This window comes from Candidatus Acidiferrales bacterium (genome assembly GCA_035515795.1).
Taxonomy (GTDB): domain Bacteria; phylum Bacteroidota; class Ignavibacteria; order Kryptoniales; family JAKASW01; genus JAKASW01.
The window spans coordinates 158,424-184,192 of record DATJAY010000002.1; the positions used below are offsets into that span (position 1 = coordinate 158,424).

18 protein-coding genes are annotated in these 25,769 nt (G+C 47.6%); 12 read left to right on the forward strand and 6 right to left on the reverse strand.

All coding sequences use genetic code 11. The annotated features are described in order from the left end of the window. Positions 1 to 54 precede the first annotated feature (54 nt). A complete protein-coding gene (locus tag VLX91_00945) occupies positions 55 to 462 on the forward strand; it encodes a VOC family protein (protein ID HUI28750.1) in 408 nt (135 codons plus the stop codon). 59 nt (positions 463 to 521) lie between these two features. On the opposite strand, the gene VLX91_00950 is transcribed toward VLX91_00945, so the two are convergent. The 3 genes from VLX91_00950 to VLX91_00960 are packed head-to-tail and all read right to left on the reverse strand — an operon-like array spanning position 522 to position 2,319. Then, entirely contained in the window at positions 522 to 989 is a 468-nt protein-coding gene (locus VLX91_00950; protein ID HUI28751.1) for an NUDIX pyrophosphatase, read from the reverse strand. Further along, a complete protein-coding gene (locus VLX91_00955) occupies positions 989 to 1,702 on the reverse strand; it encodes a pseudouridine synthase (GenBank protein ID HUI28752.1) in 714 nt (237 codons plus the stop codon). Before VLX91_00955 ends, VLX91_00950 begins: the two co-directional genes overlap by 1 nt. Continuing rightward, positions 1,702 to 2,319 (reverse strand): DedA family protein, encoded by a 618-nt coding sequence (locus VLX91_00960; GenBank protein HUI28753.1) that lies wholly within the window; start codon positions 2,317 to 2,319, stop codon positions 1,702 to 1,704. The genes VLX91_00955 and VLX91_00960 overlap by 1 nt, the downstream gene beginning before the upstream one ends. A 191-nt stretch (positions 2,320 to 2,510) precedes the next feature. Here VLX91_00960 and VLX91_00965 point away from each other — a divergent pair, with 191 nt between their 5' ends. From VLX91_00965 to VLX91_00980, 4 genes are all read left to right on the forward strand, one after another. Then, a complete protein-coding gene (locus tag VLX91_00965) occupies positions 2,511 to 4,358 on the forward strand; it encodes a long-chain fatty acid--CoA ligase (GenBank protein ID HUI28754.1) in 1,848 nt (615 codons plus the stop codon). Between the two features lie 61 nt (positions 4,359 to 4,419). Beyond that, positions 4,420 to 6,825, forward strand: coding sequence for a 3-hydroxyacyl-CoA dehydrogenase NAD-binding domain-containing protein (locus VLX91_00970; GenBank protein HUI28755.1), 2,406 nt, complete (start codon positions 4,420 to 4,422; stop codon positions 6,823 to 6,825). Positions 6,826 to 6,946: 121 nt separating this feature from the next. Next, the gene (locus tag VLX91_00975; GenBank protein HUI28756.1) at positions 6,947 to 8,125 is read left to right on the forward strand and encodes an acetyl-CoA C-acyltransferase; all 1,179 of its coding nucleotides are present in this window, start codon (positions 6,947 to 6,949) and stop codon (positions 8,123 to 8,125) included. Between the two features lie 34 nt (positions 8,126 to 8,159). Then, positions 8,160 to 9,968: an acyl-CoA dehydrogenase family protein gene (locus VLX91_00980; GenBank protein ID HUI28757.1), complete on the forward strand. Its 1,809-nt coding sequence runs from the start codon at positions 8,160 to 8,162 to the stop codon at positions 9,966 to 9,968. A 106-nt stretch (positions 9,969 to 10,074) separates the two neighbouring features. Here the strand turns inward: VLX91_00980 and VLX91_00985 are convergent, their stop codons facing one another. Continuing rightward, positions 10,075 to 10,659, reverse strand: a complete 585-nt coding sequence (locus VLX91_00985; protein ID HUI28758.1) for a GNAT family protein — start codon at positions 10,657 to 10,659, stop codon at positions 10,075 to 10,077. A gap of 292 nt (positions 10,660 to 10,951) precedes the next feature. Between VLX91_00985 and VLX91_00990 the strand changes: the two genes are divergently transcribed. The 4 genes from VLX91_00990 (at position 10,952) to VLX91_01005 (ending at position 19,960) form a co-directional block, all read left to right on the forward strand. Continuing rightward, positions 10,952 to 13,957 carry a PAS domain S-box protein gene (locus tag VLX91_00990; GenBank protein ID HUI28759.1) on the forward strand — a complete coding sequence of 1,002 codons (3,006 nt, stop codon included), beginning with the start codon at positions 10,952 to 10,954 and terminating at the stop codon, positions 13,955 to 13,957. A 110-nt stretch (positions 13,958 to 14,067) separates the two neighbouring features. After that, positions 14,068 to 15,099 carry a D-glycero-beta-D-manno-heptose-7-phosphate kinase gene (gene rfaE1, locus VLX91_00995; protein HUI28760.1) on the forward strand — a complete coding sequence of 344 codons (1,032 nt, stop codon included), beginning with the start codon at positions 14,068 to 14,070 and terminating at the stop codon, positions 15,097 to 15,099. After that, positions 15,096 to 15,572, forward strand: a complete 477-nt coding sequence (gene rfaE2, locus VLX91_01000; GenBank protein ID HUI28761.1) for a D-glycero-beta-D-manno-heptose 1-phosphate adenylyltransferase — start codon at positions 15,096 to 15,098, stop codon at positions 15,570 to 15,572. Before rfaE1 ends, rfaE2 begins: the two co-directional genes overlap by 4 nt. An 11-nt stretch (positions 15,573 to 15,583) precedes the next feature. After that, positions 15,584 to 19,960 (forward strand): hypothetical protein, encoded by a 4,377-nt coding sequence (locus VLX91_01005; protein ID HUI28762.1) that lies wholly within the window; start codon positions 15,584 to 15,586, stop codon positions 19,958 to 19,960. 139 nt (positions 19,961 to 20,099) lie between these two features. Here VLX91_01005 and bshA read toward each other — a convergent pair whose 3' ends face one another. Further along, on the reverse strand, positions 20,100 to 21,242 hold the full coding sequence (gene bshA / locus VLX91_01010; GenBank protein ID HUI28763.1) for an N-acetyl-alpha-D-glucosaminyl L-malate synthase BshA: 1,143 nt from the start codon (positions 21,240 to 21,242) through the stop codon (positions 20,100 to 20,102). 65 nt (positions 21,243 to 21,307) lie between these two features. Next, positions 21,308 to 22,051, reverse strand: a complete 744-nt coding sequence (locus tag VLX91_01015) for a hypothetical protein (GenBank protein ID HUI28764.1) — start codon at positions 22,049 to 22,051, stop codon at positions 21,308 to 21,310. Between the two features lie 232 nt (positions 22,052 to 22,283). Here VLX91_01015 and VLX91_01020 point away from each other — a divergent pair, with 232 nt between their 5' ends. The 3 genes from VLX91_01020 (at position 22,284) to VLX91_01030 (ending at position 25,768) form a co-directional block, all read left to right on the forward strand. Continuing rightward, positions 22,284 to 22,706: a hypothetical protein gene (locus VLX91_01020; GenBank protein ID HUI28765.1), complete on the forward strand. Its 423-nt coding sequence runs from the start codon at positions 22,284 to 22,286 to the stop codon at positions 22,704 to 22,706. A gap of 102 nt (positions 22,707 to 22,808) precedes the next feature. Then, positions 22,809 to 24,104 carry a TolC family protein gene (locus VLX91_01025; GenBank protein ID HUI28766.1) on the forward strand — a complete coding sequence of 432 codons (1,296 nt, stop codon included), beginning with the start codon at positions 22,809 to 22,811 and terminating at the stop codon, positions 24,102 to 24,104. After that, a complete protein-coding gene (locus VLX91_01030; GenBank protein ID HUI28767.1) occupies positions 24,101 to 25,768 on the forward strand; it encodes an efflux RND transporter periplasmic adaptor subunit in 1,668 nt (555 codons plus the stop codon). The genes VLX91_01025 and VLX91_01030 overlap by 4 nt, the downstream gene beginning before the upstream one ends. Position 25,769 lies beyond the last annotated feature (1 nt).

Genomic DNA, 25,769 nt, shown 5'->3' on the forward strand with positions numbered 1-25,769 from the left:
TTGAATCAACACCGAGGAGTAATATTTGCGGAGCGAGGAAAGGAGAACCATCAGATGGCCGCCGTTCAGGTTCGATACATTGTTAACGATGTTGAGGATGCAATCTCGTTTTACTGCAAGCACCTTGAGTTTAAGGAAGTCATGCATCCGGCACCGACGTTCGCCATGCTTTCTCGCGGTGACTTGCGTCTTGTATTGAGCAAGCCGGGAGGCGGACCCGGTGGCGGTCAGGCTATGTCGGACGGCAGATTGCCGATGCCGGGTGGATGGAACCGATTCGCGATTGAAGTTGAGGATATAGAAGCCACAGTTGCGAAGCTCCGTAAAGCCGGAGTTCACTTTAGAAATGACATCATAACCGGCGTCGGAGGGAAGCAGTGCCTGTTCGACGATCCATCGGGAAATCCGATAGAATTGTTTCAGCCGATCATACCCGAGGCCCGTCTCAAGCCGGGCTCGTGATTTTTCCTTCCGGTTGATATCTGGAAATGAAAACTTGTCGGAGCGGCAGGGTCAGGTGCTTACCTGATTTTTATTTCCATAAACTTGCGCGACGGGCTTTCGTTCAGAATGTAATCGTTCACCACACTAATCGCCTCTTTCTGACCCGGCCAAACGAGGAGTGAGATCGCATCTTCTTTTTTCAGCCACTGAAATTCCTTATGCTCCCCAGACAACTTCACTTTTGTACTGCCATCGACTTCGGCCGCAAAAACCGGGCTTAGATTGACCGCATCGTTCGTAAAAAAATAAAAAGTGTTTGTGAGAGGAGTGTTGTAAAATCTCTTCGGCTTAACTCCGATTTCTTCGTTTACCTCGCGTATGGCGGCTTCGTGCGCTTTCTCGCCCCGCTTGATTCCTCCGCTCACAAGCTGCCATAGCCCAGGATAAATCCGGTCATTATCGGCCCTCTTTAGTACGAGGAATTCGGGAACATCCTTTTTTCTGAAAATAACGACTTCGACAATCTTAGAACTTATCCTTGGCATCAGTTCAAGATTAATTTAATTTCTTCATCTGTCAGTTTCCGCCATGCCCCTTCAGGGACATCTAACTCCAGGCCTCCAATTGCCGTTCGGTGCAATCTTGAAACTTTTTTCCCAATTGCGTCCAGCATTCGCCTGATCTCTCTGTTCTTCCCTTCATGGATCCTAATTCTCAATCGAGTCTTAGACAGCTCCGTTTCTACTATCTCACAATCATCTGCTCTGCAAATAACTCCATCTCGAATTTCGACGCCTTTCATGAGCTTGCCGATTTGCTCACCGGTTACCTTCCCGTTGACGGTAACGATGTAGGTTTTGGCGATCTCATTTTCCGGAGAGAGAATTTTATCTTGAAGTGTGCCGTCGTTCGTGAAGAGAAGAAGCCCGGTTGTGTCTATGTCCAGCCTCCCGACGGAGAAAAGGTGGAGATCGTTCGGTATAAGACCGTAAACTGTCTTCCGCGAGAACTCATCACTCGAAGTGGTCACGAAGCCGCGAGGTTTATGAAGCATTATGACGACCCTCACCGGTCTCGAGAGGCGGTTCCTGTCGACTGCAATAATGTCTCTATCCAAATCTACGCGCGACGAGAGAAGCCTGGTCACTTCTCCGTTGACCGAAACTCTTCCGCTTTTTATATAGTCGGCAGCCCTCGACCGCGAACAATACCCTAACTTCGTCAACGCTCTGGACAAAGGAATCAGTTCTGGAGTCATCAAGTCGGATTCTTAGCGCTCAAACGCTTGAGATGACGATATATGAAATAACCTAGTCCGAAAATCAGAAAGACGACGACCACGATATCCATAATCTGGCTGTAATGCCTGATCGTTTCCCAATGACTCTTCAGCCTGAAGCCGGCATATGCTAAGAAAGAATTCCAGATGCCCGCTCCGATTGCCGTGTAAATCAAGAATTTGCCGAGCTTCATTTCCCCGATGCCGGCTGGAATCGAGATAAGATGCCTGACCACCGGTATGAACCTGCTGAAGAAGATTGTCTTGTCGCCGTATTTGTTGAAAAACTTTTCTGTGAGGTCAAGATCGCGGGAGTCCAACAGTAAATATTTTCCGAAGCGGGTAACGAACGGCCTCCCGCCGTAGAGTCCCGCATAGTAAGACATAACCGAGCCTATTATGCTTCCGAGCAGGCTGAAGAATATTACTTCGTGAAACGAAAATCTCCCTTCAAATATCAGGAATCCGGCAAAAGGCATCACTGCCTCACTCGGCAGAGGTGCCACCATGCTTTCCAGCGCCATTAGTATGACCAGTCCGGCATAGCCGGAGATCCCGATCCAGTTGACCACGTGATTGATTAGTAATTCAGTCATAGAAATTCCCCGAAGGAGCTCTTCGGATAATGAATTTAGGCGAAAATGGAGACATTTGCCAGACAAGAAAAGCTCTCGGTTTTTTCCCCGGTCATGTTCCATGGTAGTATTTTCTAAAGAAGAAATAATCAATCTTCTCGTGAACATTCTTGCCGTCGAAAGTGTTGATTATGAAAAAGACAGATCTTAAAATGACTCGTCAACTGTTGCTAGACAAGAATTCCGGAGTCAAGATGGACAGGCCGTTAACGCTCTGCGAATTGCTGGAAAAATCGGTTAAGCGCTTTCATAATCCGCAGACTCTAAACTGTAAGATTGGCGGCGAGTGGAAATCATTTTCATCTGATTGCGTTCATGAGACCGTAAAATATATTTCTCTCGGCCTGCACTCACTCGGAATCGTCCGAGGCGACCATGTTGCCCTATACGCGGACAGCTCGGCATACTGGACGATGAGCGACCTCGGAATTATTCACACCGGCGCGGCGGATGTTCCTCTTTATGTCACGCAAGCCGTTCATCAAATCGAATTCATTCTAAATAATTCCGAATCGAAAGGAATATTCGTCGGTTCAAAAAAACTATTTGAAAGAGCCAAGGACGCAATTAGAAAATCCTGCTGTAAATTTGTCATAAGTATTTCGGACGAGAAACTTGATTTGCTCCAGGATGGAGAAGATGGCTGCGGCATCGAGTTTATTACCTGGAATGAATTGCTCGAAAAGGGGAGAGCTGCGGCTTCCGTGAATCCAGAATTTTTCGACAAGATGAAAAACTTCGTGAAAGAGGACGATCTGGCCACGATAATTTACACGAGCGGAACAACCGGTGAGCCGAAAGGCGTGATGCTTTCTCATGAAAACCTTGTCTCCAATGCCGTAGATTGTGCGGAAATATTCACGTTCCATCCGCTTGACGACATCGCCCTGAGTTATCTTCCTCCGTCGCATGTGTTCGAACGGATGATACTTTACCACTATATTGATGTCGGGATACGGATATTCTTTGCAGACTCGATAGAGAATCTACCGCAAAATCTTGTCGAGGTAAAACCGAATCTGATGACGACCGTTCCGCGAATGCTCGAGAAGGCTTTTGAAAAAGCGCAAGCCGTGGTCGAGAATCTTCCTTGGTACAAACGGTTTGTATTCAGGTGGGCGATCAATCTTGCACTTCGCTTCGACGTCGAAAAGAAAATGACGTTTGCCTACAAGATGAAACATATGTTCGCGAGTCTTCTGGTCTATAAAAACCTCCGCAGAGCCTTCGGCGGAAGGATAAGATTTATCATCAGCGGCGGTGCACCGCTAAGTCCGGACCTTGCGAGAATTTTTTCAGCTGCAGGATTGACAATACTTCAGGGATACGGACTAACGGAGACTTCTCCAGTGATCGCGGTGAACAGGCTCGAGAGGAACCGGATCGGTTCGGTTGGACCGATTATCCCGAACGTATCCGTGAAGATCGCGGCTGATGGAGAGATATTGGTCGACGGTCCGAATGTCATGATGGGATACTACAAAGATGCTGCGTTGACGTTTGCTGCGTTTTATGCGTCATGGTTTAGGACGGGAGATATCGGATATATTGATAAGGACGGATTCCTGTTCGTGACGGATCGAAAGAAGGACTTGTTTAAAACCAGCGGCGGGAAGTACATCGCGCCTCAGGTCATCGAGGCGGCATTGGCGGAAAATGTTTACGTTGAAAAAGCGATCGTTATCGGGGAACACCGTAAGTTTGCTTCCGCATTGATTTTTCCGAATTGGGATGCACTGAAGAATTTTGCTCATAAGAATCAGATCCGGTTCAATTCTAATCGTGAACTGGCTGAGAATGAAAAAGTCAATGAATTATATCAAAGTGTAATCGATGAAATGAACAAGAATTTGTCCCAATGGGAAACGATAAAGAGGTTTGCGGTTCTGGACGGCGAATTGACTATCGAGGAGGATTATTTGACACCTACCCTCAAGATGAAGAGGCGGAATGTAGAGAATAGATATAGAGAATTGATTGACAGCTTCTACCAAGAATGAATGCCGGAATCAAGCGAGGCTCACTGGTGTTTAATGCCCGTGGGTTTTCAATGAGGGAAAAATGAAAAACATTCGAAAGGCGGCAGTACTCGGTGCAGGCGTGATGGGTGCACAGATTGCCGCGCATCTTGCGAACGCGGGAATCAGTTCGTATTTGTTCGACGTCGTTCCGAAGGAACTTAATGACGAAGAGACGAAAAAAGGTTTGATGCTTTCCGACATGGAAGTCAGAAACAGGGTTGCTTCCATGGGATTGAAGCGTGCCCTTGATTTGAAGCCTGCGCCATTCTTTACGATAGAAAAATCGAATTACATAACGCTCGGTAATTTCGATGACGATCTGAAGAAAATCGGAGAAGTCGATTGGATCATTGAGGTGATCGTAGAGAGCCTCGAACCGAAACGGGAGCTGATGAAAAAAATAGAAGAGTTTAGAAAACCTGGAACGATCGTCAGCTCGAACACGAGCGGAATCCCGATTTCAAAAATTGCGGAAGGCCTGTCGGACGATCTCAGAAAGAATTTTTTGGGAACCCACTTCTTCAACCCGCCGCGCTATCTTCATTTACTCGAACTGATCCCGACCGAAGATACGCTTCCCGAAGTTGTTGCTTTTATGAAAGGTTTTGCCGAGGAAACCCTCGGCAAAGGAGTTGTGCTCTGCAGGGATACGCCGAACTTCATTGCGAACCGCATTGGCGTCGCTGCGATGATGTATATCCTTCACAGGATGGTCGAGTGTGATCTCACGATCGAAGAGGTTGATGCGGTAACCGGTCCTGCATCGGGAAAGCCTAAAAGCGCGACATTCCGTACCGCGGATATCGTCGGGCTCGATACTTTGATCCACGTTGCAACCAATCTATATGAAGCAGCACCCGAAGATGAAATGCGAAATTATTTCAAGTGCCCCGAATTCATTTTGGAGATGCAGAAACGGGGCTGGCTCGGCGAGAAAACCAGGACGGGCTTCTACAAACGTATTAAAAATGAGAAAGGGGAAACGGAAATACTTGCCCTCGATCGAGGCAAGATGGAACATCGACGACGGCAGAGACCTTCTTTCCAATCGATCGAATTGGGAAAGAATATCGAAGATGTCCGGGAGCGCATCAGAAATCTTGCTTACTCGAAAGATCGCGCCGGAGAATTTTTCTGGGACACGACCGCAGCTCTCCTCATTTATAGCGCGAACAGAATTCCGGAGATCGCCGACAATATCGTCAGCGTCGACGACGCGATGAAGTGGGGCTTCGGGTGGAGTTTGGGCCCGTTTGAAATGTGGGATGCAATCGGACTTGAAAAATCCATCCAGAGAATGAAGGCGGAAGGGAGGCTGGTACCTGCAAAGGTTCTAGACATGCTTGCGGGAGGTGCGGATAGTTTTTATAAGGAGGAAAACGGAGCGATACTCTTTTATGATTTTGTTTCGAAAGGTTACAGGCAGGTTCCGATCTCCAGAAAATTCGTCAACCTTGCCATTGAGAAGAGGAATGGGAAGATCATCAGGGAAAATTCAGGCGCGTCTCTGGTTGATCTCGGAGATTCGGTTGCTTGCATAGAATTTCATTCCAAGGCTAATTCTATCGGAGAAGATGTGAGCCAGATCGTCGATTTAGGTTTGAAAAAACTTGAGACCGACTATGATGCATTAGTCATTGCAAATCAGGGGAAATATTTTTCCGCGGGCGCAAATTTGATGCTTCTTCTTATGATGGCACAGGAAGGCGAATTCGATGAGCTTGACCGCGCCATAAGGATGTTCCAATCGATGGATATGAGAATCAAGTATGCGCCGAAGCCGGTAGTGGTGGCGCCGTTCAACATGACGCTCGGCGGCGGGACAGAGATGGTCCTTCATGCTCCCAGAGTTCGCGCCTCTGCAGAGACGTACATGGGCCTCGTCGAAATCGGAGTAGGTGTCATACCGGCGGGCGGCGGAACGAAGGAAATGCTAGCGCGGAGTCTCGCGAGAGCGCCTAGAGTTCCGGATGCCGATCTTATGCCGTTTGTTCGCGAGGTGCTTGAGACAATCGGGCAGGCGAAGGTGTCCGCGAGCGCCGACGACGCGAAAAATCTGGGGTACCTGCGTCCGACTGACGACATTTCGATGAATGAAAAGTTTTTAATCCATGATGCAAAATCTACGGCGCTTGCCATGGTACAAGAAGGTTATCGTCCGCCGGAGAGGCAAAAAATAATCGCACTCGGCCAATCGGTTCTTTCGGGGTTGACGCTCGGATTGTATCTGTGGAAAGAAGCCGGGCGGATCACCGATTACGAATTCAATATCGGGAAAAAACTGGCCTACGTATTGTGCGGCGGTGACTTCACCTCACCGCAGGAAGTCGACGAAGAATATTTCCTCGGCCTTGAACGGGAGGCATTTCTGAGTTTGTGCGGTGAAAGAAAGACTCAGGAACGAATGCAATACATGTTGAAGAACAATAAGGCGCTGAGAAACTGAGAAATGATGCAAGGCGGCAGGATGCAACAGCACAAGTGAAAAGACATGATGCGAATGAATTTGTTTACTCGTGTCTCCGCTCCTTCTATAGGTTAATGTTTAAGCAGGAGGTTGTCCTAAAATGCACGATGCAGTAATTGTAACATCTCTCAGAACCGCCGTCGGGAAAGCACTTCGTGGTACACTGCGGGAGGCTCGACCCGACGAGATGGCGGCTGCTGTAATCAAGGCGGCGATTGAGAGAACGCGTGGTCTTCAGCCCGAGTCCATCGATGACGTTCTGATGGGTTGCGCGATGCCGGAGGGTGAGCAGGGGATGAACGTCGCGCGGATCGCCGCTCTGCGGGCCGGCGTGCCAGTATCGGTACCGGCAGCGACTGTCAACAGGTTCTGTTCATCAGGCTTACAGACGATAGCGATGGCTTCGGAAAGGATCATGGTGGGTTCTGCAGATGTAATTGTTGCCGGCGGAACCGAAACAATGAGCCTGGTTCCCATGGGCGGCCGAAAAGTTCTCCCGAATCCGCAGCTTATCGATAATCAGCCTGAGACATATCTCAACATGGGATTAACAGCCGAGCGGGTGGCGGCACAATATAAAATATCACGCGAAGACCAGGATAAATTTTCGCTGCGAAGTCACCAAAGGGCCGTCACAGCTATCAGAGCAGGAAACTTCATCGACGAAATTGTTCCCTTGAAGGTGAAAAGGAAATTTACGAAGAGCGGGACGACTGTTTCCGAGGAAACGACCTTCTGCGTCGACGAGGGACCAAGAGAAGATACGTCACTCGATAAGCTTTCTAAGCTAAAACCGGCTTTCATGGAAGGTGGTACGGTGACTGCAGGGAATTCTTCCCAGATGAGCGACGGCGCAGCCGCTTCAATCGTGATGAGCGCAGAAAGAGCAAGTGAGCTTGGACTGAAGCCGCTTGCGAAATTTGTCTCGTTTGCCGTGGCCGGAGTACCGCCCGAAATCATGGGGATTGGACCGGTCAAAGCTGTTCCAAAAGCATTGAAGCTTGCCGGACTCAAACTTGATGACATCGACTTGATCGAGTTGAACGAGGCGTTCGCTTCTCAGGCGATTGCTGTCATAAGAGAGCTCGGGATGGATGAGAGCAAAGTTAATGTTAACGGCGGTGCGGTAGCTCTTGGTCATCCTCTCGGCTGTACCGGGGCGAAGCTAACTGCAACTCTGCTCCACGAAATGAAAAGACGAGAAGCGAGATACGGCATGGTTACGATGTGCATCGGCGGGGGAATGGGTGCCGCAGGAATTTTTGAAAATATAAACTAAAGAAAAGTTTTACGTCCCTACCAGGAGATCCAAAATGGAAACGACACAAAAGCTGAGCTACAAAAAAGGCGGCAGCTTCCTTATCGAGGAAACGAAGCCCGAAGAAGTATTCACTCCCGAAGATTTCACTGAGCAGCATAAGATGATTGCCGATACGACAAGAGATTTTGTCGATAACGAGGTAATGCCAAACTTGGGAAAGTTGGAGGAGCTGGACTATGATCTTACAGTGAAGCTCCTCCGGAAAGCAGGGGAGATAGGACTTCTATCGGTCGATATCCCGGAAGAATACGGCGGACTTGGACTCGACAAAACAAGCTCGATGCTTGTGGCGGAGAATCTCGGCAAGACGGGATCGTTTGCAGTAAGTCATGGCGCACATGCCGGGATCGGGACGTTACCAATTGTCTATTTCGGGACGGAAAATCAGAAACAAAAATATCTTCCGAAGTTCGGGACGGGGGAGATGATATCTTCGTATTCGCTTTCCGAGCCGGGTTCCGGCAGCGATGCGCTGTCCGCCAAAGCGACGGCGATGTTGTCCGTCGACGGAAAGTCCTTTTCCCTCAACGGGACAAAGATGTGGCTTTCTAATGCCGGCTTTGCGGATGTGTATATAACCTTCGCTCAGGTCGACGGCGATAAGTTCACTTCGTTTATTCTTGAAAAACATTACAGAGGCATTTCGCTCGGCAAGGAAGAGAAAAAGATGGGGATCAAGGGTTCATCGACGCGTGCTCTTAATCTTGACAATGTGCAGGTGCCTGCAGAAAACGTTGTCGGCGAAATTGGAAAGGGGCATCGGGTCGCTTTGAACATACTTAATATTGGAAGGTTCAAGCTCGGAGCCGGTGTGATCGGCGGAGCGAAGTCCATAATAACAGAAGCGGTGAAATACGCGAAGACACGGAAACAGTTTAATGCTCCAATTATTTCGTTCGGGCTGATTAAAAATAAGCTCGGCGAAATGGCGATAAGAACTTTTGCAGGTGAATCCATGGTGTATCGAACCGCCGGATTGATAGACTCCATACTGCAGCACATCGATAAGAAAATGCCCGACGCGAATACGCTGGCATTGAAAGGTATCGAAGAATACGCCGTCGAGTGCAGCATCATAAAGGTTTACGCATCCGAAATCTTGAATTACGTTGCCGATGAAGGCGTACAAATCTTTGGCGGCTATGGATTTACCGAAGAATACCCGGTAGCGAGACCTTATCGTGATTCGAGAATCAACAGGATATTTGAAGGTACAAACGAAATCAATCGTCTCCTCATCCCATCCATGCTTATTCGCCGTGCCATGAAAGGAGAATTGCCTCTGATGGCGGCGAGTCAAAAATTGACGGATGAACTTATCTCATTCTCCGTAAATGAATCATCATACGATGGTGTATTGGCCGGTGAAATGGCGCTTGCTGCAAATGCCAAGAAAGTCGGGTTGCTCGCTGCAGGTGTTGCATTTCAAAAATACATGAATAATCTAGAACACGAACAGGAAGTGATCTGGCATATAAGCGACATCGCCATGGAATCCTACGCAATGGAAAGCGTGTTATTGAGGGTGAAAAAGATGTCGGAACCGATCCCTTCGGGGCAGACGAAAGTCAAGAGAGACGCATCGCTATACGTAGACATCGCGAGGGCTTTCGTTTATGACGCACTTGAAAGAGTGGAGAGCCACGCGAAGGCTGCGCTTGCGATCATTGCGGACGGCGATATGCTGCGTACGTACCTCACTGCTGTTCGCCGTCTGTTGAAATATGTGCCGATAAATTCGGCTTATATCCGTCGTACCGTCACAGATAAGCTTGCAGAAGCTGATAAGTATAGCTTGTAGATTTTTTCGCCGAAAAAAATTTAAAGCCCCACAGGATAAAATAGGACCGCGATAGAAAACTGTGAGTTCTCATCGTCCCCTGCAGCATGAATTTATTTCGCCGAGTCTACTTGAAGTATTTGGAAAGACTTGGTTTTATTTTTGAAAAGTCACCTTTAGTCATTCCGTAAATATTATGATCCAGGTAATGTTCTCTCAACCGTTCGTTCTCTCGGAGAACTCCTTCATGTTTGAAGCCCAATTTTTGAATCACGCGATTGCTGGGAGCATTTCCAGTTGCGGCTTGAATATAGATTCTGTGCAGGTTTAACTTTTCGAAGACATATTCCATCACTACCGCGGTCGATTCCGTAATTATGCCCTTATTTGCCATCCCCGCTTTGATCCAATATCCTATGCTTGTCCGCTGGTTCATCCAGTCGATCTGATGCGTGCTGACCAGCCCAGCAGTCTGGCTCTCGGCGTTTATACAAAAATGTATTGCGGTTTTCATTTGCATCTCGTATGTCCATTGTTCCACGATATGGCTTTCGTCGTCGACGGAACGGATGTAATCGACCCATGGCAGCCATCTTTCGAGATGTTCACGGGATTCTGTTATGATTCTGAAAAGCTCGTTTGCATCCTCCAATCGAACCGAGCGGAGTGTGACTCTTCTTCCTTCGAGGATCAACGAGTTGAAATTGTCCATGGAGCTTAAGATAAGTTCATGACGAGCACAATAAAAATGCTGCTGCACATCGGCGCGAAAAATATTTTGTGTCGCTCAGATTATTGTTGACTATGATTTTTCGGCCTTTGGTTATAACTTATAGCCGAAGTTTCATTCGAGTCTGGGTGATCGGTTTTTTGTGTGTTTAAGCCGGCTTACGGAATTTTGGGAGACAGTCCGCGTCGGTCTCGCGTTGATGGATAAAACTTTGCAGCGGTTGACGGCTGCGGGTCGGATCGGAAATTTTAATATAAATTTATGGAGGCATTAAATGCTATATGAGTATGTTTCCATCGGTTACTCTGCGACGAATTTATTGCTTGCGGTCATCATATACCTCAAAGCCACCAGAAGTCTAATCGTAAAGTTTTACCTTTTTCTTGTGAGCTGCTTGATTGTGTTCGGCGCGTGTGGTTTCCTATCAACCGTTATTACTTCGAATTATGCAATCGCCGTGACAGGTGCATTGAGTTCTTTTCTTTTCGCGCTGTTTCCTTTTTTCTTCCTCCATTTTATGATAATCATGGTGCGCCGGGAGGAACTACTGCAGTCTCCGCTTACTGTCGCTGCTGTCTATTTTGCAGGTCTCTTTAGCTACACGCTGGAGCTGATAGGCCTGATTCCTAAACCGACCGTTATCGGCGTAGGCCTTTCATCGATCGGCTACGTGTTTCTTGTGACGTGGATGTCCGTCGCATTCAGCATTGGCATCGCGATACTGTTCACGTTTCTGAAGGGGTTCAGCGAAAAGGGGACGAAGTCGAATCTCATTGTGGGTGGGTTTGCATGTCTGCTGCTGCTGCTCCCAGGACCTTTTACGGAATCGATATTCAATGCTTTTTTTCCGAAGAACATGGAATTGTACATCTTCACGTCTCTTCTCTCCTTGGTCGTGGCTCTGTACTTCGTGTTCCGGCACAAAATAATTATCAACACTCTTTACGATGCCATGAAATCTGCGCTGACGTTCATGAGTGATGTCCTGTTCCGGATGGATGATGACCTTAATATTCAGTTTGTCCGCGGCGGGTCGTTGGCGGTTCTTGGTTATCAAGAGAGTGAGCTTTTGGGAAAAAATCTTCTGGCGTTTACTCAGCAGGGAGAAGCCATTCGGACATACAAGGAAAATGCCATCGGCGGGAAAGAGGACGAGGTCGTGGTCGATGTGGATTTTGTTTCGAAGAGCGGCAACACCGTGCCCATGAATTTGTCGCTAACCATCGTGCTTGAGGCAGGACAGACTGTAGGTTTTGTCGGAGTGGGAAGGGATATCACGGAGCGGCGCCGTTCGGAGCTGCTGCAGGCTGCGCTCGTCAGACTTGCCGAAATTACCCGCGTTACCGACAACCTAAATGAATTCTGCAAAGCGATACACGAAGTTGTTGCGCACCTTATACCGGCAAAAAACTTCTACATCGCCCTGCGCGATTCCCTTAGCAATAGTTTATTTTATCCTTATTACGTAAACGAAGTTTTTGACGGACCGGAGAAGCAGCCGGGGCTTGATGCCTTTAACGAACAGGCGGCATTAAGCGGCAGTCCATCGATTCTAACGGTGAACGAGAGCAGCGACATGGATACGAAGGAGGCAGGCAATGCGGTCCGGAAAATGCCGGTTGATTGGCTTGGCGTCCCCCTGAAGACTGCTTCGGGTACGATCGGAGTACTGGGGATACAGAATTTTACCACTATGACGAGATTCAGCGATCGGGAAAAGAATTTGTTGTCATTGTTGTCCGGGCAGATTGCTGCAGCGATCGAGAGAAAACGATCCGACGAAAAAATCCGTGAACAGGCAACTCTGTTGGACAAATCTCAGGACGCAATCACGCTGGAGACACTGGATGGTATAATAACTTATTGGAACGAAGGCGCGACGAAGATTTTCGGATGGAAGAGCGAAGATGCGATAGGAAAGAAATTGGAATCGCTTATGAAAGACAAAATGCCGCAAGGCTCGAGCGCGGCGCGCAACAAGACTCTGAAGGAAAGCGAATGGGCCGGTGAGATGACCTCATTCAACCGGAGCGGTGATGAGTTAATTCTGGATTGCAGATGGAAGCTGCTGACAGACATCGAAGGCAATCCGAGAACAATAATGACAATATGCACCGACATAACTGATCGGAAAAAACTTGAATCGCAGTTCATGCGCGCACAACGACTGGAAAGCATAGGCACGCTCGCGGGCGGCATTGCGCACGATCTCAACAATGTTTTATCGCCCATCATGATGTCAGTGAGGGCATTGAAACGCCGCCTTAACGACGATCAGAGCGAGAAAATTTTGCAGGCGATCGAGTCGAGCGCAAAACGCGGCGCAGATATGGTACGACAGGTCCTTATGTTTGGAAGGGGCGCTAAGGGCGAGCGCGTCATACTCCAGCCTCGCCATGTCGTGAGGGAAATAGTGAGCATCGCGAACGAGACTTTGCCGAAGTCGATACGCGTCGATCAGTATATCCCTAAAGATTTATGGACGATCCTGGGAGACGCAACTCAGCTTCACCAGGTTCTTCTTAATCTCTGTGTAAACGCTCGAGACGCGATGTCCGAGGGTGGAGTTCTGACATTAAGCGCGGAGAATACAATTCTCAATGAAGAGTCCGCCAAGATGAACATAGATGCGAAACCGGGGAAATATGTTTTGATTGCGGTTAGTGATACCGGTGTCGGAATACCGCCGGGACTGCTGGATAAAATCTTCGAGCCTTTCTTTACTACCAAGGAAGTTGGCAAGGGAACCGGACTCGGTTTGTCGACTGCGCTGGCGATTGTGAAAGCACATGGCGGATTCATAAACGTTTTCAGCGAAATCAACAAAGGAACTTCTTTCAAGATCTATTTGCCTGCAACTGAGCTTGAAGAGGTTTCGACTGCCGTGGAGACCGATCTTGATCAGTACGTCGGACATGGTGAAATGATACTCGTCGTTGATGATGAATCGTCCATAAGAGAAATTGCACGGGCCACTCTCGAGGCATATCATTATCAAGTGGTTCTGGCGGGCGACGGTGCCGAAGCGATAGCTGTGTTTGTCAAGAACATGGAAGAGGTAAGAGCCGTCATCATAGACAATATGATGCCGATCCTGGATGGCAAGTCGGCAGTGTCTGCACTTAAACGAATGGAAACGGAAGTGAAGATAATTGCGACAAGCGGTTTGCAGGAAGAAGCTTCTGCAGGCTTCGCGGGTCAGATCGATGCATTCATCAGTAAACCTTTTACCGGAGAAAAACTTCTTAAGACGGTGTACGAGGTTCTGAACGAGGATTGAAAACAGGTCGTTGATCGATTGATGGCATGACCAGGGTCTCCATTGCGTCACCGTCATAAATTGCTCTTCACGTCAACCGGGTGTAAATTAATGTAAAGTGGAGAATCTCATTGAGAGGCTTTGAAATCAAAAGGCTGAAGGACCTTTTTGACAATTTTAACGGTCAGCGAATTGCGGTAGTCGGCGATTTAATGCTGGACAAATACATTTGGGGAAGTGTATCAAGGATATCGCCCGAGGCTCCGGTGCCCGTGCTGGAAGTCGAGAGCGAGTCTGCCCGCCTTGGCGGAGCGGCGAACGTAGCGAACAATATCAAATCGCTGGGAGCAGAACCTATTCTGTTTGGAATCGTCGGAGATGATGAGGCGGGAGAGAGAATCTCGCATATCGTTGCTGAGATGCAAATGACAAGAGAAGGAATCATTAAAGTTGACGACAGGCCGACCACCGTGAAAACACGCGTCATAGCCCACAATCAGCACGTGGTCAGAATGGACCATGAAGTCAGAAGAGACATAGATCGGAAAATTGCAGACCACATTCTGGAAGTCATGCGGTCTTTGAGAAAAGATATCGATGCAATTATTCTTGAGGATTATAACAAAGGAATCCTGACCGGGGAATTATTGTCGGAAGTCATCAGGTTTGCTAAAGAGAATGACAAAATAGTGAGCGTCGATCCAAAGCAGAATAATTTTTTTGAATATAAACACGTTACCGTCTTCAAGCCCAACAGGAAGGAAGCGGAAAATGCACTTAGGGTGACTATCGCATCGGACGAGCAGGCGGTAACGGCGTCCAAGGAACTGATGAATCGTCTCGATTGTAAGAGCATTCTCCTGACTCGCGGAGAAAAAGGGATGACGTTATTTTCTAAAGACGGAAGTTATGCCCATTTTCCGACGAAGGCGAGAGAAGTGGCCGATGTTTCGGGAGCCGGTGACACCGTGATCTCCACTTTTACCGTGGCTCTCATTTCGGGTGCGACGATCTCTGAAGCCGTCGCAATAGCCAATCATGCCGGCGGAATTGTGTGCAGTGAGGTCGGTATCGTTCCGGTTGACAAGGAAAAATTGTTTGCCGAAGTTGCAGGAGACTCAAGATCCATAGCCGAAAGCGTCGCCTCAGGAGAAGTCGGATGACAGGTATCTTCTCACGCGAAGAACTATCGGGAATGATTAGAAATCTTCAAAACGACGGGAAGAAGATCGTTTTTACGAATGGCGTCTTTGATATTGTTCATCGAGGACACGTGGAATATTTGAACAAGGCGAGGAAGCTAGGCGACATCCTGGTCGTCGGGATAAACTCCGACGCGAGTGTTAGAAGAATCAAGGGAGACAAGCGACCGATCGTTCCTGAATCGGACCGCGCTTATGTGGTTTCTAACTTGAAGAGCGTTGACTATGTCTGCATTTTCGATGAAGACACGCCTTATGAAACTATAAAATTGGTCCAGCCGGATTTTCTCGTAAAGGGAGCCGATTGGAAAATTGGCGACGTGGTCGGACGTGATGTAGTAGAGGGCCGGGGGGGAAAAGTCATCACTATTGAATTTGTCGACGGCAGATCGACGACCAACATCATAAAAAAGATTCTCGAAGTCATGCAATAGTGGCGTCAGCCATGCGCAAAAGATTTCTTATCCCAATTTTTACCGCCCTGATCTTCTTTCCGTTCGTAATTCTTATTTTATCATACACTCGTTTCTTCAATGATGAGGTCGGGGACCTGCTCACGACCATCGTGGACAATCAGACCAATGCGCGGCTCTATTTAGGGAAAATTCACGGCAGCATACTCGGTTCCTTTCAGATAGACGGCGCCGCATTGATGTACGACGACAAGCCGATCGCCCTGATTGACACGATCAAGATCTCTCACCTTCCACTGTCTATCATTGCCAAGACATTCGACGTTCTTCAATGTGATCTCTTCAATCCGCGGTTTTATCTCACTCGATACAAGGATGGAACGTTCAATGTTGATCATATTTCGAAGGCCTCAACCAAACCCGGTGGGAAATTCGATTGGCTTATTGTTTTGAGGAACCTTGATATTCATGGAGGGGAATTTACTTATTTTGATTCCACCAAAATCAGTTCTGTTCGTCCAACCGAGTCGACCCACCGTTTTGTTCCGTATGATTTTGAGTTGAAGAATATCGACGTCATCGGATCGGGGAACATATCGAACGGCAATTTGACGGCGAGCATTAAAGATGTTTCATTCTATGTAGAGCCTGCAGGTTTGAAAATCGGTTCCTTGAAATTTGACTTCTTTGCCTCAAGCGTCGGAACGGAAGTTTCCAGCCTCAAGCTAAAATCCGATGCAGCAAATGTCGAAGGTGATTTTACTCTGACTGGTCAGAACATCCTAGACGCAATTGATATAACAACCTTTCGGCAAAAACACCTCACGGCAAGTCTGGAAGCTAAAGGCATCGATATAAAGCAGGTCGAGAAATTTTTTGATCTTCCCATTTATCCAGTTTCAAAAGTGGGTGTGAATTGTTATGCGAGCGGGGATTTGGATACTCTATATATCAAACACCTCGATATCAGAACCGATAGTTCGTTCGTTCCGTTATCTGCAACTTTTTACAATCTGACCGATTCTTCTATTGCGATGCGTGTCGAGTCCCATGGAGCGTCGGTTAACTCAGCAGAATTGTCTGCTTTGTTAAATCCTGCGGGGATACCGGGTATTAGCCGGCTCAAGCCATTGCTGATAAATGCCGTTGCCGAAGGGATGCCGAACAATCTCAGAGTTAACGTCCAGTTGAGAAGCGGCGAAACCGAGTTTATCGGTGGTGCTGATTCTCACGGCGGATTATACAACGGTGAATTTAAATTTAGCAACGTGCACCTCGGCGAGATACTCAACAGTAATGGTTTGAATTCGACATTCAATGGGGAAGCGAGTTTCACTTTGAAGAATTCCAGAGGCTCATTTCCTGAAGGTGGAATTGTAGTTCAAATAGATTCATCGACGATAGACCAAGCATCGATACGGCACGGCACGGTCAATATTGCGTCTGTTTCAGACAGTCTGCATTTTGGCCTGAAATTTTTGACATCGGAAGGCAATATCGATGGAAGAGCATCGGTTGCCATCCGTTCAAAGGCATACCAATCCGATATTCTCTTCAGCGGATTGGATATATCCTCATTTATTCATGTCCCTTCCCTGAACGGAGTATCGACAGGACATCTTACGTTATCAGGAAGCGGATTTAATGTCGATTCACTGGACAGCAGGCTTTCAATTGTGCTGGATCGTTCTACCCTGGGAGGGGAACCGATCGACAGCTCGACTTTCACCCTTATCGCTGATACCAGGGAGGCAGATAAAAACCTGAGTTTGAAGTCGCCTTTTGCAGACGTGAGCGTCAACGGAAGTTTCATGCTGGACAAACTCCCGTCACAAATGTCGAAGTTGTTCTCCATGCTGGCGGATAGCTTTGACTGCAAAGTAACCGGCAAGGAGAGCGCATCGCAAAAGGACTCGATCGATATCGCGGGTCTGAGCGCGTCGATTGACATTAGAGTGAAGAATGCACGTTTCATCGGAAAGCTGCTAGGCATTTCAAAGATTTTCGGAAACCCTGAAGGTCAGATTAATATTTCATCGAGTGAAAAAGGAATCTCTTTCAACGCATCGGTCGATGCGGACACTTTCGGCTATTCGAAAGATTCCCTCCAAATCCGTACCTCTCGATTGAATGCCGAATTCAATTTGAACGGCGACAACAATTTGTCTGTGTGGAATTCGGGCAGCTGGTCCCTGAACACGAACTTCCGTGCGTTGGATATCAACCGGACTCACATCTCGGCGAAGATCTTGAAGGTCGGTTATATCTCGTCGCCCGATCCAGAAAAAGATTCGCTTTCTATCTTGGCATTTGGTGAAGTGGATTCCCTCGGAGAATTCTATGTGGACGCTTCGGGGAATATGCGCGGTGACTCGATTGATTTAGCTGCAAATACGCTCATGGGCAAACTCTACGGTGCTTCGCTTACGAGCCGCGCACCGGTCCATATTACATATTTTCCCGAGCTATTTGTGATTTCTCCTGCGACTTTTCTTGCGGAGGTTGACGGGAACTCATCCGAACCAGATTCGAGAATATCAGTGGAAGGAAAATATTCGCTCTTGAATGGCCCGGATCTCAGGTTTGATTTTGATAATATTGCACTAGCGGCACTACAGAAAATTGGACACCTGGATACGAACTCGCTAAAACTTAAAGGTGAAGTCAACGGGGACGCCAATCTTTCCGGGTCTCCGTCAGGAACGACGGTATCTATCGGTTTCAACGGAGAAAATATCGATTACAACGGATCGAAATCGAAACTTGTGAATGGGACTCTCAAAATATTCGGTGACTATCTTGAAATGTCGGCGAAATTGTCTAAGCCGGACGACTCATCGTGGTACGCATTACGTGTGGACGGAACTGTTCCATTTTCCGATAGTTCATCGCGAGGGATGCAGTTGAAGGTCGATGCCGATTCATTGAATGTCTCGTTCCTCGGTCCACTCTTGTCTGGAGTCGATGATCTGGAAGGAATGGCATCTGGCGAAATGACCGTTTCCGGGAAATATTCCTTGCCTGAGTTCAAGGGCGCGTTGAAAATCTCAGACGGAAAGGTCAGACTTGCTGTAAATCAGATTACCAATCATTTTGACGGAACGATTGACGGGCAAGGAAACAAACTTGTACTTAATCCTGTTGTGATTGAGAATTCGACCCGACAATCCAGCACCAAGATGATCGCCGGCGGATCACTCGAGATAAGAAATAACACCATTGCAGAATTTGATATCGATCTGAATGGATCGCTGTTAGTTCTGAACTCGACCTCCAGAAAGAGCGATCAGGGGATATACGGTACGGCAATCGCCGGATCGGAAGAACAGGGGCTCAAGCTGAAAGGGAGTTTATCGAGACCGTTTCTTGAAGGTTCCGGAATCGTGCAGAATACATCACTGACGCTTCTTCCGCTGCAAAACAAGCAAAGTACCCAGGTTGAGAATGTTATCTACCGGTTTCCTTCAGATTCAGAAAACACGTTGATGATTTCTCAAAAGCCGGAATCATATGAAAAAGAAGTCGCGTCGGGAAGTTTCATCGACAGCTTGAGATACGATTTGAATGTTGAGACCAAGGACAACGTAAATTTTAGAATGATTTTTAATCCGGCAACAAACGAAGAATTGGACGCAATCTTGGGCGGCAAGCTGCACCTATCAAATCTTTCCGGTGGTATGGACCTTACCGGTGACGTCAATATCTTGCCGGGATCCAGTTATAACTTTTACAACAAGCAATTTTCTGCGAGCGGGAAACTCAGGTTTACGGGAGATCCACTGAATCCCATCCTCGACGTAACCGGAATTTATCAGGGGATTGATACTTCCGAAACGGGGACTGGAAAACCTCAGAATGTAGTTGTGCAGTTAAAAATTACCGGGACGTTTAATCAGCCTAACGTCAACATATCTATGACTGTCGACAATGTTCCTTATCCATATGACCAACAGACAAATGCAGTGTCTTTTATACTCACCGATCATTTCGAGAACGAGTTAACCGATCCACAGAAACAAGGTGAGGCTAACATCTTATGGTCGCAATATGGGGCCGGGGCAATAGGAAGTTTTGGATCGTCTTATCTGTCGGGGCTATTAACGAACTTTCTTGGCAAGCAATTCGACTTCATACAAAGTGTCGCGCTGCAATATAATCCCAATTCCAGTTTCACGGATCCGAATGTGCAGATTACTTCAAAAATAGGTCCGGCGACTCTCAAAGTTCAAACACCTGTAATCACGACGGATATTGCCAGCACTGGATTCAGTTTTAATTATCCGCTCACTCTTCTGTTCAGCAACATGATATATCTTGAAGCTTCGAGAAATGTCGCTGTCAACAACCGCGTTTTGGGACAACGTGAGACGACGGACATGCTCCGATTGTTTTACCAGATAAGCTTCTGAAATCCCAAATTCCAAATCCGAAATTCAAGTATCCGAAGCAGGGAAGATCATGGCGAGTCGACGTCGGAACTTTATCTATGTCCGGGAAATTGTGCTTAGAGTTGTGGCTTTTTTACGATGGGACAACTCCGGAATGGATTTATTTTACGCTGACACCGGTCTGACTGAGAGCTTCTTCGTATAGCTTTTCGTACAGTGGTACAATTGAATTGACATTGAACTTTTCCACAGCCCGTTTCCTTGAGTTCTGACTGAATAATTCCCATTTCCTGTCGTCACTCAACAGCTCGATCGCATACTTTGCCATCCTCTGAACGTCACCAAGCTCGGCGATATATCCCGTCTCGCCGTGAGTAATCAATTCCGGCAAACCCCCGGTGCTGGACGACACGACCGGTACGCTGCACGACATCGCCTCAAGGGCAGAAAGGCCGAAGCTTTCAGATTGACTTGGCATCAGCATCAAGTCCGATGATGAAAGAATTTCGGAGAGGAGTATTTGCTTTCCGAGAAACTTGACGTCTTCGAAGATACCTAATTCCCGCGCAAGGTGCTCGGATTCCGATCTATCGGGCCCGTCGCCGACAAGAACAAGCTTGCTCGGTATCGTTTTCCTTATGATGTCGAAAATTCTGATCACATCCGGAACTCGTTTCACGGCCCTGAAATTTGAGACGTGGACGATTATTTTTTCCCCGCCCTGGGCGATCCGCGGTTTGAATTGGCAATCTTTTTTTCGCTGAAATTTTTCCGTATCGACAAAGTTAGGAATGACTTGGATTTCTTTTTCGATGTTGTACATCGTATTTGTTTTCATCTGGAGGAATCTCGAGACCGAGGTGACGTAATCACTTTGTTCTATCGAAAACTTTACGAGCGGGAGAAAACTCGGCTCGAGTCCGACGAGAGTAACATCTGTACCATGAAGCGTGGTGATTACCTTTATGTCTTTTGTAGGTGCCAGAATTTGTTTTGCGATGAACGCGCTTGTGGCGTGCGGGATTGCATAGTGAACGTGCAGAATATCGAGGTCGTGATACTTCGCAACATCGACCATCTTGCTCGCGAGGGAGTCGGTATAAAGCGGGAAGTCGAACAATGGATACTGGGACATTTCGACTTCATGATAAAACACGTCCCCGACGAAATTGTCGAGCCGTGCGGGCAGCGAATAGCTAATGAAATGGATTTGATGTCCTCTCAAAGCGAGCGCTTTCCCGAGCTCGGTGGCTACTACCCCGCTTCCGCCGTAAGTCGGGTAACAGGTAATTCCTATTTTCACGAAATTTTCTCCTTAGGAAAAATTAGTCTTGCCGGCTCTTATAAACAATGCGGGATCGTATAATTCTAGAATGTATGGTATAGGCCGATGTAATATGAGAAATGTTTGTAGGCAGCGATGCCGTTGCCCGCATCGCAGGACCAGAGGACCTGAGTATTCCTAACTAACGGAATTCCTCCTCCAATATGGAGTCCTGTATTATCCGAAACGTAAACCGACGACGGCGTTTGATGAAACAGTTCTGCGCCGAGAAAGAAGTCATCGGAAAAGTTGTACTGAACAAGAATGCCTGAGAAATCCCAATTCCTGTTTCCATTTCCCGGGTTAATCCAGTATCCTGCGCCGCCATATATTGTCCAATTGCCGATGTCCTTTTGCAGCCACAGCGGAAGGTAAAGCTGGGCTTTGCCGTTGCCGAGGCCTCTTGATGCGCTTCCCGTTGGGAGTTCCAGAATTGGAAAGGTCGCGACATCCGGTATGATTTCACCTTGATCGACGAATCTAAATTTTACCCCAAGCTCAGTATCGCCGTATCCCAATTGTGCTGCAGTCCCTTTCGGTGCATTGAATGAAAGAGGGAGCACCAGATGAAATTGAATATTGGGGAAAACGCCATAGTTGAATTCAACTGCCGGCCCAATCCCTGACGTTCCTCTTGCGTCAAGAGTCCCCGTTGAAAAAAGGTACAGTTCACCGTGCAGATATGGAACAGGCACCGGGTCGTCTGTGCGGAAAGGCGGACCGGCAAAAATCTTCCCTGCTGATAATAGGAACGCCGCTAAAAGTGCTAAGTGGATTTTTTTTACCATAGTAGTGATTTACTCTAAGAACGATATCATCAATCCTATTGTTCCACCTTGAGCTGCAGAAGGCCGAGGCATTGTGCCGCACAGATCGGCGCGATTTCTCAGTCGAAATTGAGGACGAGTCTTTAAATCAATGATTATGTTTCGGAAATTCCGTCCTAATCTTCACAAAGTCGTGCGGCATCATATTTGTGGAACTATTTGGCATGAGTTTCGTTAAATGATTTGATATCGAATGCCAGAAAGACTCAAATATCTGAATATCATTGTGTTGCTGACTTTCCTTGTGGGTCAGGTTCAGTACGCTTATGCATGGTACTTCTGCACGATGAATCGCGCACCAGTGAGTTCCACTTCTAATGTAATGATGATGGATAACTCAAATGAGAATTCTTGCGCTGAGTGCGGCGTGCAACAGGTTTCAGCCGAACAGAGTCTGAAGTCGAATTGTATGCAAGCTCGTCTGCAAGAGAAATCGGTCGTGGATAGTTTTACGAGTTCGCAGAAGCTGGTCCAGCATTTTGCTCAATCTATAATGCTCGGCCATGTTTCGGAGTCGTTCGGTAATCAACTTTTTCCCTTTAATCATAAGCCTTTCACTTCAACCGATCCTCCTCCTTTAGATATACCCACCTCAAGCGGTAATCTCCGCATCTAAGACATTTTCCCGAACATGACGTTCGGGAAGCCGATCATCACAGGCGTGATAGAGATCGGCTCGCCTTTAGTAATTCACTAACTTTTAACTAAAAGGTGAAGTATGTCTTTGCCAAACTTCAAGTTCTCATTTCTAAATTTTCAATTTGTCGCCGCGATTGTTTCAATCGCTGGGGCAACTGCTGTCGGACAAACGCAGTTGGATAGCCTGGTGACAATTGCCTTGAGGAATAATTTCAGGATCCGGATGGCGCGTTACGAGTCTAGCGCCGCCGAGGCGCGTGTAAGTCCAGCCGGAACACTCCAGGATCCTCAACTGACGATTATGGCGGAAAACGTACCGTCAAATTTTAAGCTGAACTCGGATGAGATGACGATGTTTCCGCAGTTCACGTTAATGCAAATGTTCCCGTGGTTCGGGAAATTGAGTGCTGCGGGTGATGCTCAAAAATACGGCTATGAAGCTTCGTTAAACAGGTCTGCGAGCACGACTCTCGAAGTCATGTCGAGTCTCAGGAAGGTGTATGGCGATATATATCGCCTCCAAGCATCGATTCGATACGTGGAGTATAAGCGGACTCTTCTCGGAAGTGTAGTCAGAGTTGCTGAGCAGCTTTTCGCCACCGGACAAGTTCCCCAGCAGGATGTGTTCCGTGCGACCGCCGAGGTGACGATGGCCCGATCGGATATCATAAATATGAATTCGATGTTGAGTGATTCTTATGCACAGCTTGGAGCACTTCTTGGTCAAAGTACCCCGTATGAGATACAGGTGGACACTCTAATACTTCCGTCTCTTCAACCGCCCGCCAGTCTCAAAGTGCGGCTTGATGCGAAAAATCCTGAGCTGAGTCAGATGCGCAACTCGGAATCTGCCGCCAACGCAGGCGCAGCATTTGCAAGAAAGGATGCTGTGCCTGACTTTGATGTCGGCTTTTCTTATGGCTATCGTGGTGCATCGATGCCCGATGGAACGAAGGCGCTGAACATGATGAACTTCGAAGTAGGGTTTAGAATCCCGATCTTTTACGGCGCAAGGCAGGAGAAAATGATCGACGAAGCGGATTTCATGAAACAGGCTGCGGAGTCAGAATACAGCTCGGTGGAAGTTGAATTATCGGCTCAACTTCGTTCGGCATATGCAGATGCACAGGCTCAACTACAATTGATGCCACTTTACGCCAGAGAGTTGATTCCACAATACGAAGCGACATACAATTCATCGTTGTCGGCATATTCAGTCGGGAGGACAACATTTGCGATGGTGGTCGATAATCTGACAGCTTTGATAAATACAAAAATTGAGCTGGTGAAAATAGAAGCAGCTTATTTTTCGGCTTCGGCTGATATATCGAAGCTCATCGGAGAAGATATTGAAAAATACGGGGGAGGAAAATGAAGAGGGACAAAATGCGGGAAGTCAGAGCCATGAACAGCATGCCGGGTTCTAATCGGGACGGCACAATTCGCAGAAATCAGACAGATGAAATTTTGAAACCCGGAAAGAGACAAATGAGAAATACGACTTTATTATTTATCCTGGTTCCGTTGATAGGATTAATCGCGGCGGGGTGCGGCAGCACATCGAAAAACAAAAATGCGAAAGGCGATTCAACGGTGATTACATCGGGCAAAGGCGAAAGGAAAGTTCTGTACTGGTACGACCCGATGAGCCCAACTACGCATTTTGATCACGCGGGCAAATCGCCGATGATGGACATGGATCTCGTGCCGAAATACGCGGATGAAGATGAGTCTTTGAATGGATCTCCTCGGGGCAATCCCAACATTATCAAAGTCGACCCTGCCATGGTACAGAACATCGGCGTCGTGACGGCACCAGCGGAGTATCGCAAGTTGACGCGTACAATCAACGCGTACGGTGTCGTGGCACCGGACGAGAAAGAAATGAGCGACATCAACACGCGCGTGAGCGGCTGGATCGAACAATTATATTTTGACTACACCGGGATGAACGTAGACAAGGGGCAGCCGATGGCAGTAATCTACAGCCCCGACCTCATAGCCGCCGAACAGGAGTTTCTCCAGTCCGTTAATTTTGCTGAAGCAAGCTCGACCGGCGGCACAGCTGGCGGAAACAGTGTTGCACAGTCAAACAATCTTGTCATAAGCGCACGCGAACGTCTTGCTTTCTTCGGCATGAGCGACAAACAGATTGATGAACTTCAATCAACCGGAAGGGTAATCGAGAAGGTGGTAATCCACTCACCAAGCGACGGAGTAATTCTCGAGAAAGATGTTTTTGAAGGACAGAAAATCTCCGCGGGGCAAACTCTGTTCAGAGTCGCGAACCTGCATCGTGTATGGATACTGGCAGATGTTTTCAAGATCGACATGCCTTTCTTGAAATCGGGATCTCCAGCTGCAATTGAGTACGATAATTCCCAATCTTATGAAGGTAGAGTTGATTTTATTTATCCTGAGGTAGATCCGACCGCCAGAAGTGTCACAGCGAGAATTTCTCTCAGCAATCCCCGAATGATGATGAAGGTTGGACAATATGTAAACGTTGCAATTCATTCGCCGATCAGCTATAACGGACTTGCGGTACCGGCTCAAGCGGTTATTAACACCGGGCTCAGACAAGTCGTCGCGGTCGCACTCGGCAAAGGCAGATTCGAAATACGGGATGTGAAGTTGGGAGTCTATGCTGATGGATACTATGAGATTACCGGTGGGCTTGAAACGGGAGAGACAATCGTAACATCCGGACAATTCCTCATCGATTCCGACGCCAATCTCAAAAATGCTGGTGCGTCGTTGATGGCTAGCACGTCCGGAATGAATGCGGGAAATGGTGGAACGGAACAAGGAACGTGGCACACGCAGAGTCAGGGGATTGAGAATATACCCGGCATGAAGATGAATGTTCCGCAAAAGAAAGCGGTGCCGAAGAAAAAGATAGTGACTCCGAAAAAGAATTCTCTGGATGGAATGGATATGAATGTACCTGGGATGAACATGGGCGGAAAGAAAGATCCAATTAAAACTCCGACCACATCTCTCCGGGGAAAAATCGACACAACGGGACAGGAGAACTGAA

Coding starts and splice junctions, on each gene's coding strand:
- VLX91_00945 (HUI28750.1), top strand. CDS start 55: ATGGCCGCCGTTCAGGTTCGATACATTGTTAACGATGTTGAGGATGCA.
- VLX91_00950 (HUI28751.1), bottom strand. CDS start 989: ATGCCAAGGATAAGTTCTAAGATTGTCGAAGTCGTTATTTTCAGAAAA.
- VLX91_00955 (HUI28752.1), bottom strand. CDS start 1,702: ATGACTCCAGAACTGATTCCTTTGTCCAGAGCGTTGACGAAGTTAGGG.
- VLX91_00960 (HUI28753.1), bottom strand. CDS start 2,319: ATGACTGAATTACTAATCAATCACGTGGTCAACTGGATCGGGATCTCC.
- VLX91_00965 (HUI28754.1), top strand. CDS start 2,511: ATGACTCGTCAACTGTTGCTAGACAAGAATTCCGGAGTCAAGATGGAC.
- VLX91_00970 (HUI28755.1), top strand. CDS start 4,420: ATGAAAAACATTCGAAAGGCGGCAGTACTCGGTGCAGGCGTGATGGGT.
- VLX91_00975 (HUI28756.1), top strand. CDS start 6,947: ATGCACGATGCAGTAATTGTAACATCTCTCAGAACCGCCGTCGGGAAA.
- VLX91_00980 (HUI28757.1), top strand. CDS start 8,160: ATGGAAACGACACAAAAGCTGAGCTACAAAAAAGGCGGCAGCTTCCTT.
- VLX91_00985 (HUI28758.1), bottom strand. CDS start 10,659: ATGGACAATTTCAACTCGTTGATCCTCGAAGGAAGAAGAGTCACACTC.
- VLX91_00990 (HUI28759.1), top strand. CDS start 10,952: ATGCTATATGAGTATGTTTCCATCGGTTACTCTGCGACGAATTTATTG.
- rfaE2 (HUI28761.1), top strand. CDS start 15,096: ATGACAGGTATCTTCTCACGCGAAGAACTATCGGGAATGATTAGAAAT.
- VLX91_01005 (HUI28762.1), top strand. CDS start 15,584: ATGCGCAAAAGATTTCTTATCCCAATTTTTACCGCCCTGATCTTCTTT.
- VLX91_01015 (HUI28764.1), bottom strand. CDS start 22,051: ATGGTAAAAAAAATCCACTTAGCACTTTTAGCGGCGTTCCTATTATCA.
- VLX91_01020 (HUI28765.1), top strand. CDS start 22,284: ATGCCAGAAAGACTCAAATATCTGAATATCATTGTGTTGCTGACTTTC.
- VLX91_01025 (HUI28766.1), top strand. CDS start 22,809: ATGTCTTTGCCAAACTTCAAGTTCTCATTTCTAAATTTTCAATTTGTC.
- VLX91_01030 (HUI28767.1), top strand. CDS start 24,101: ATGAAGAGGGACAAAATGCGGGAAGTCAGAGCCATGAACAGCATGCCG.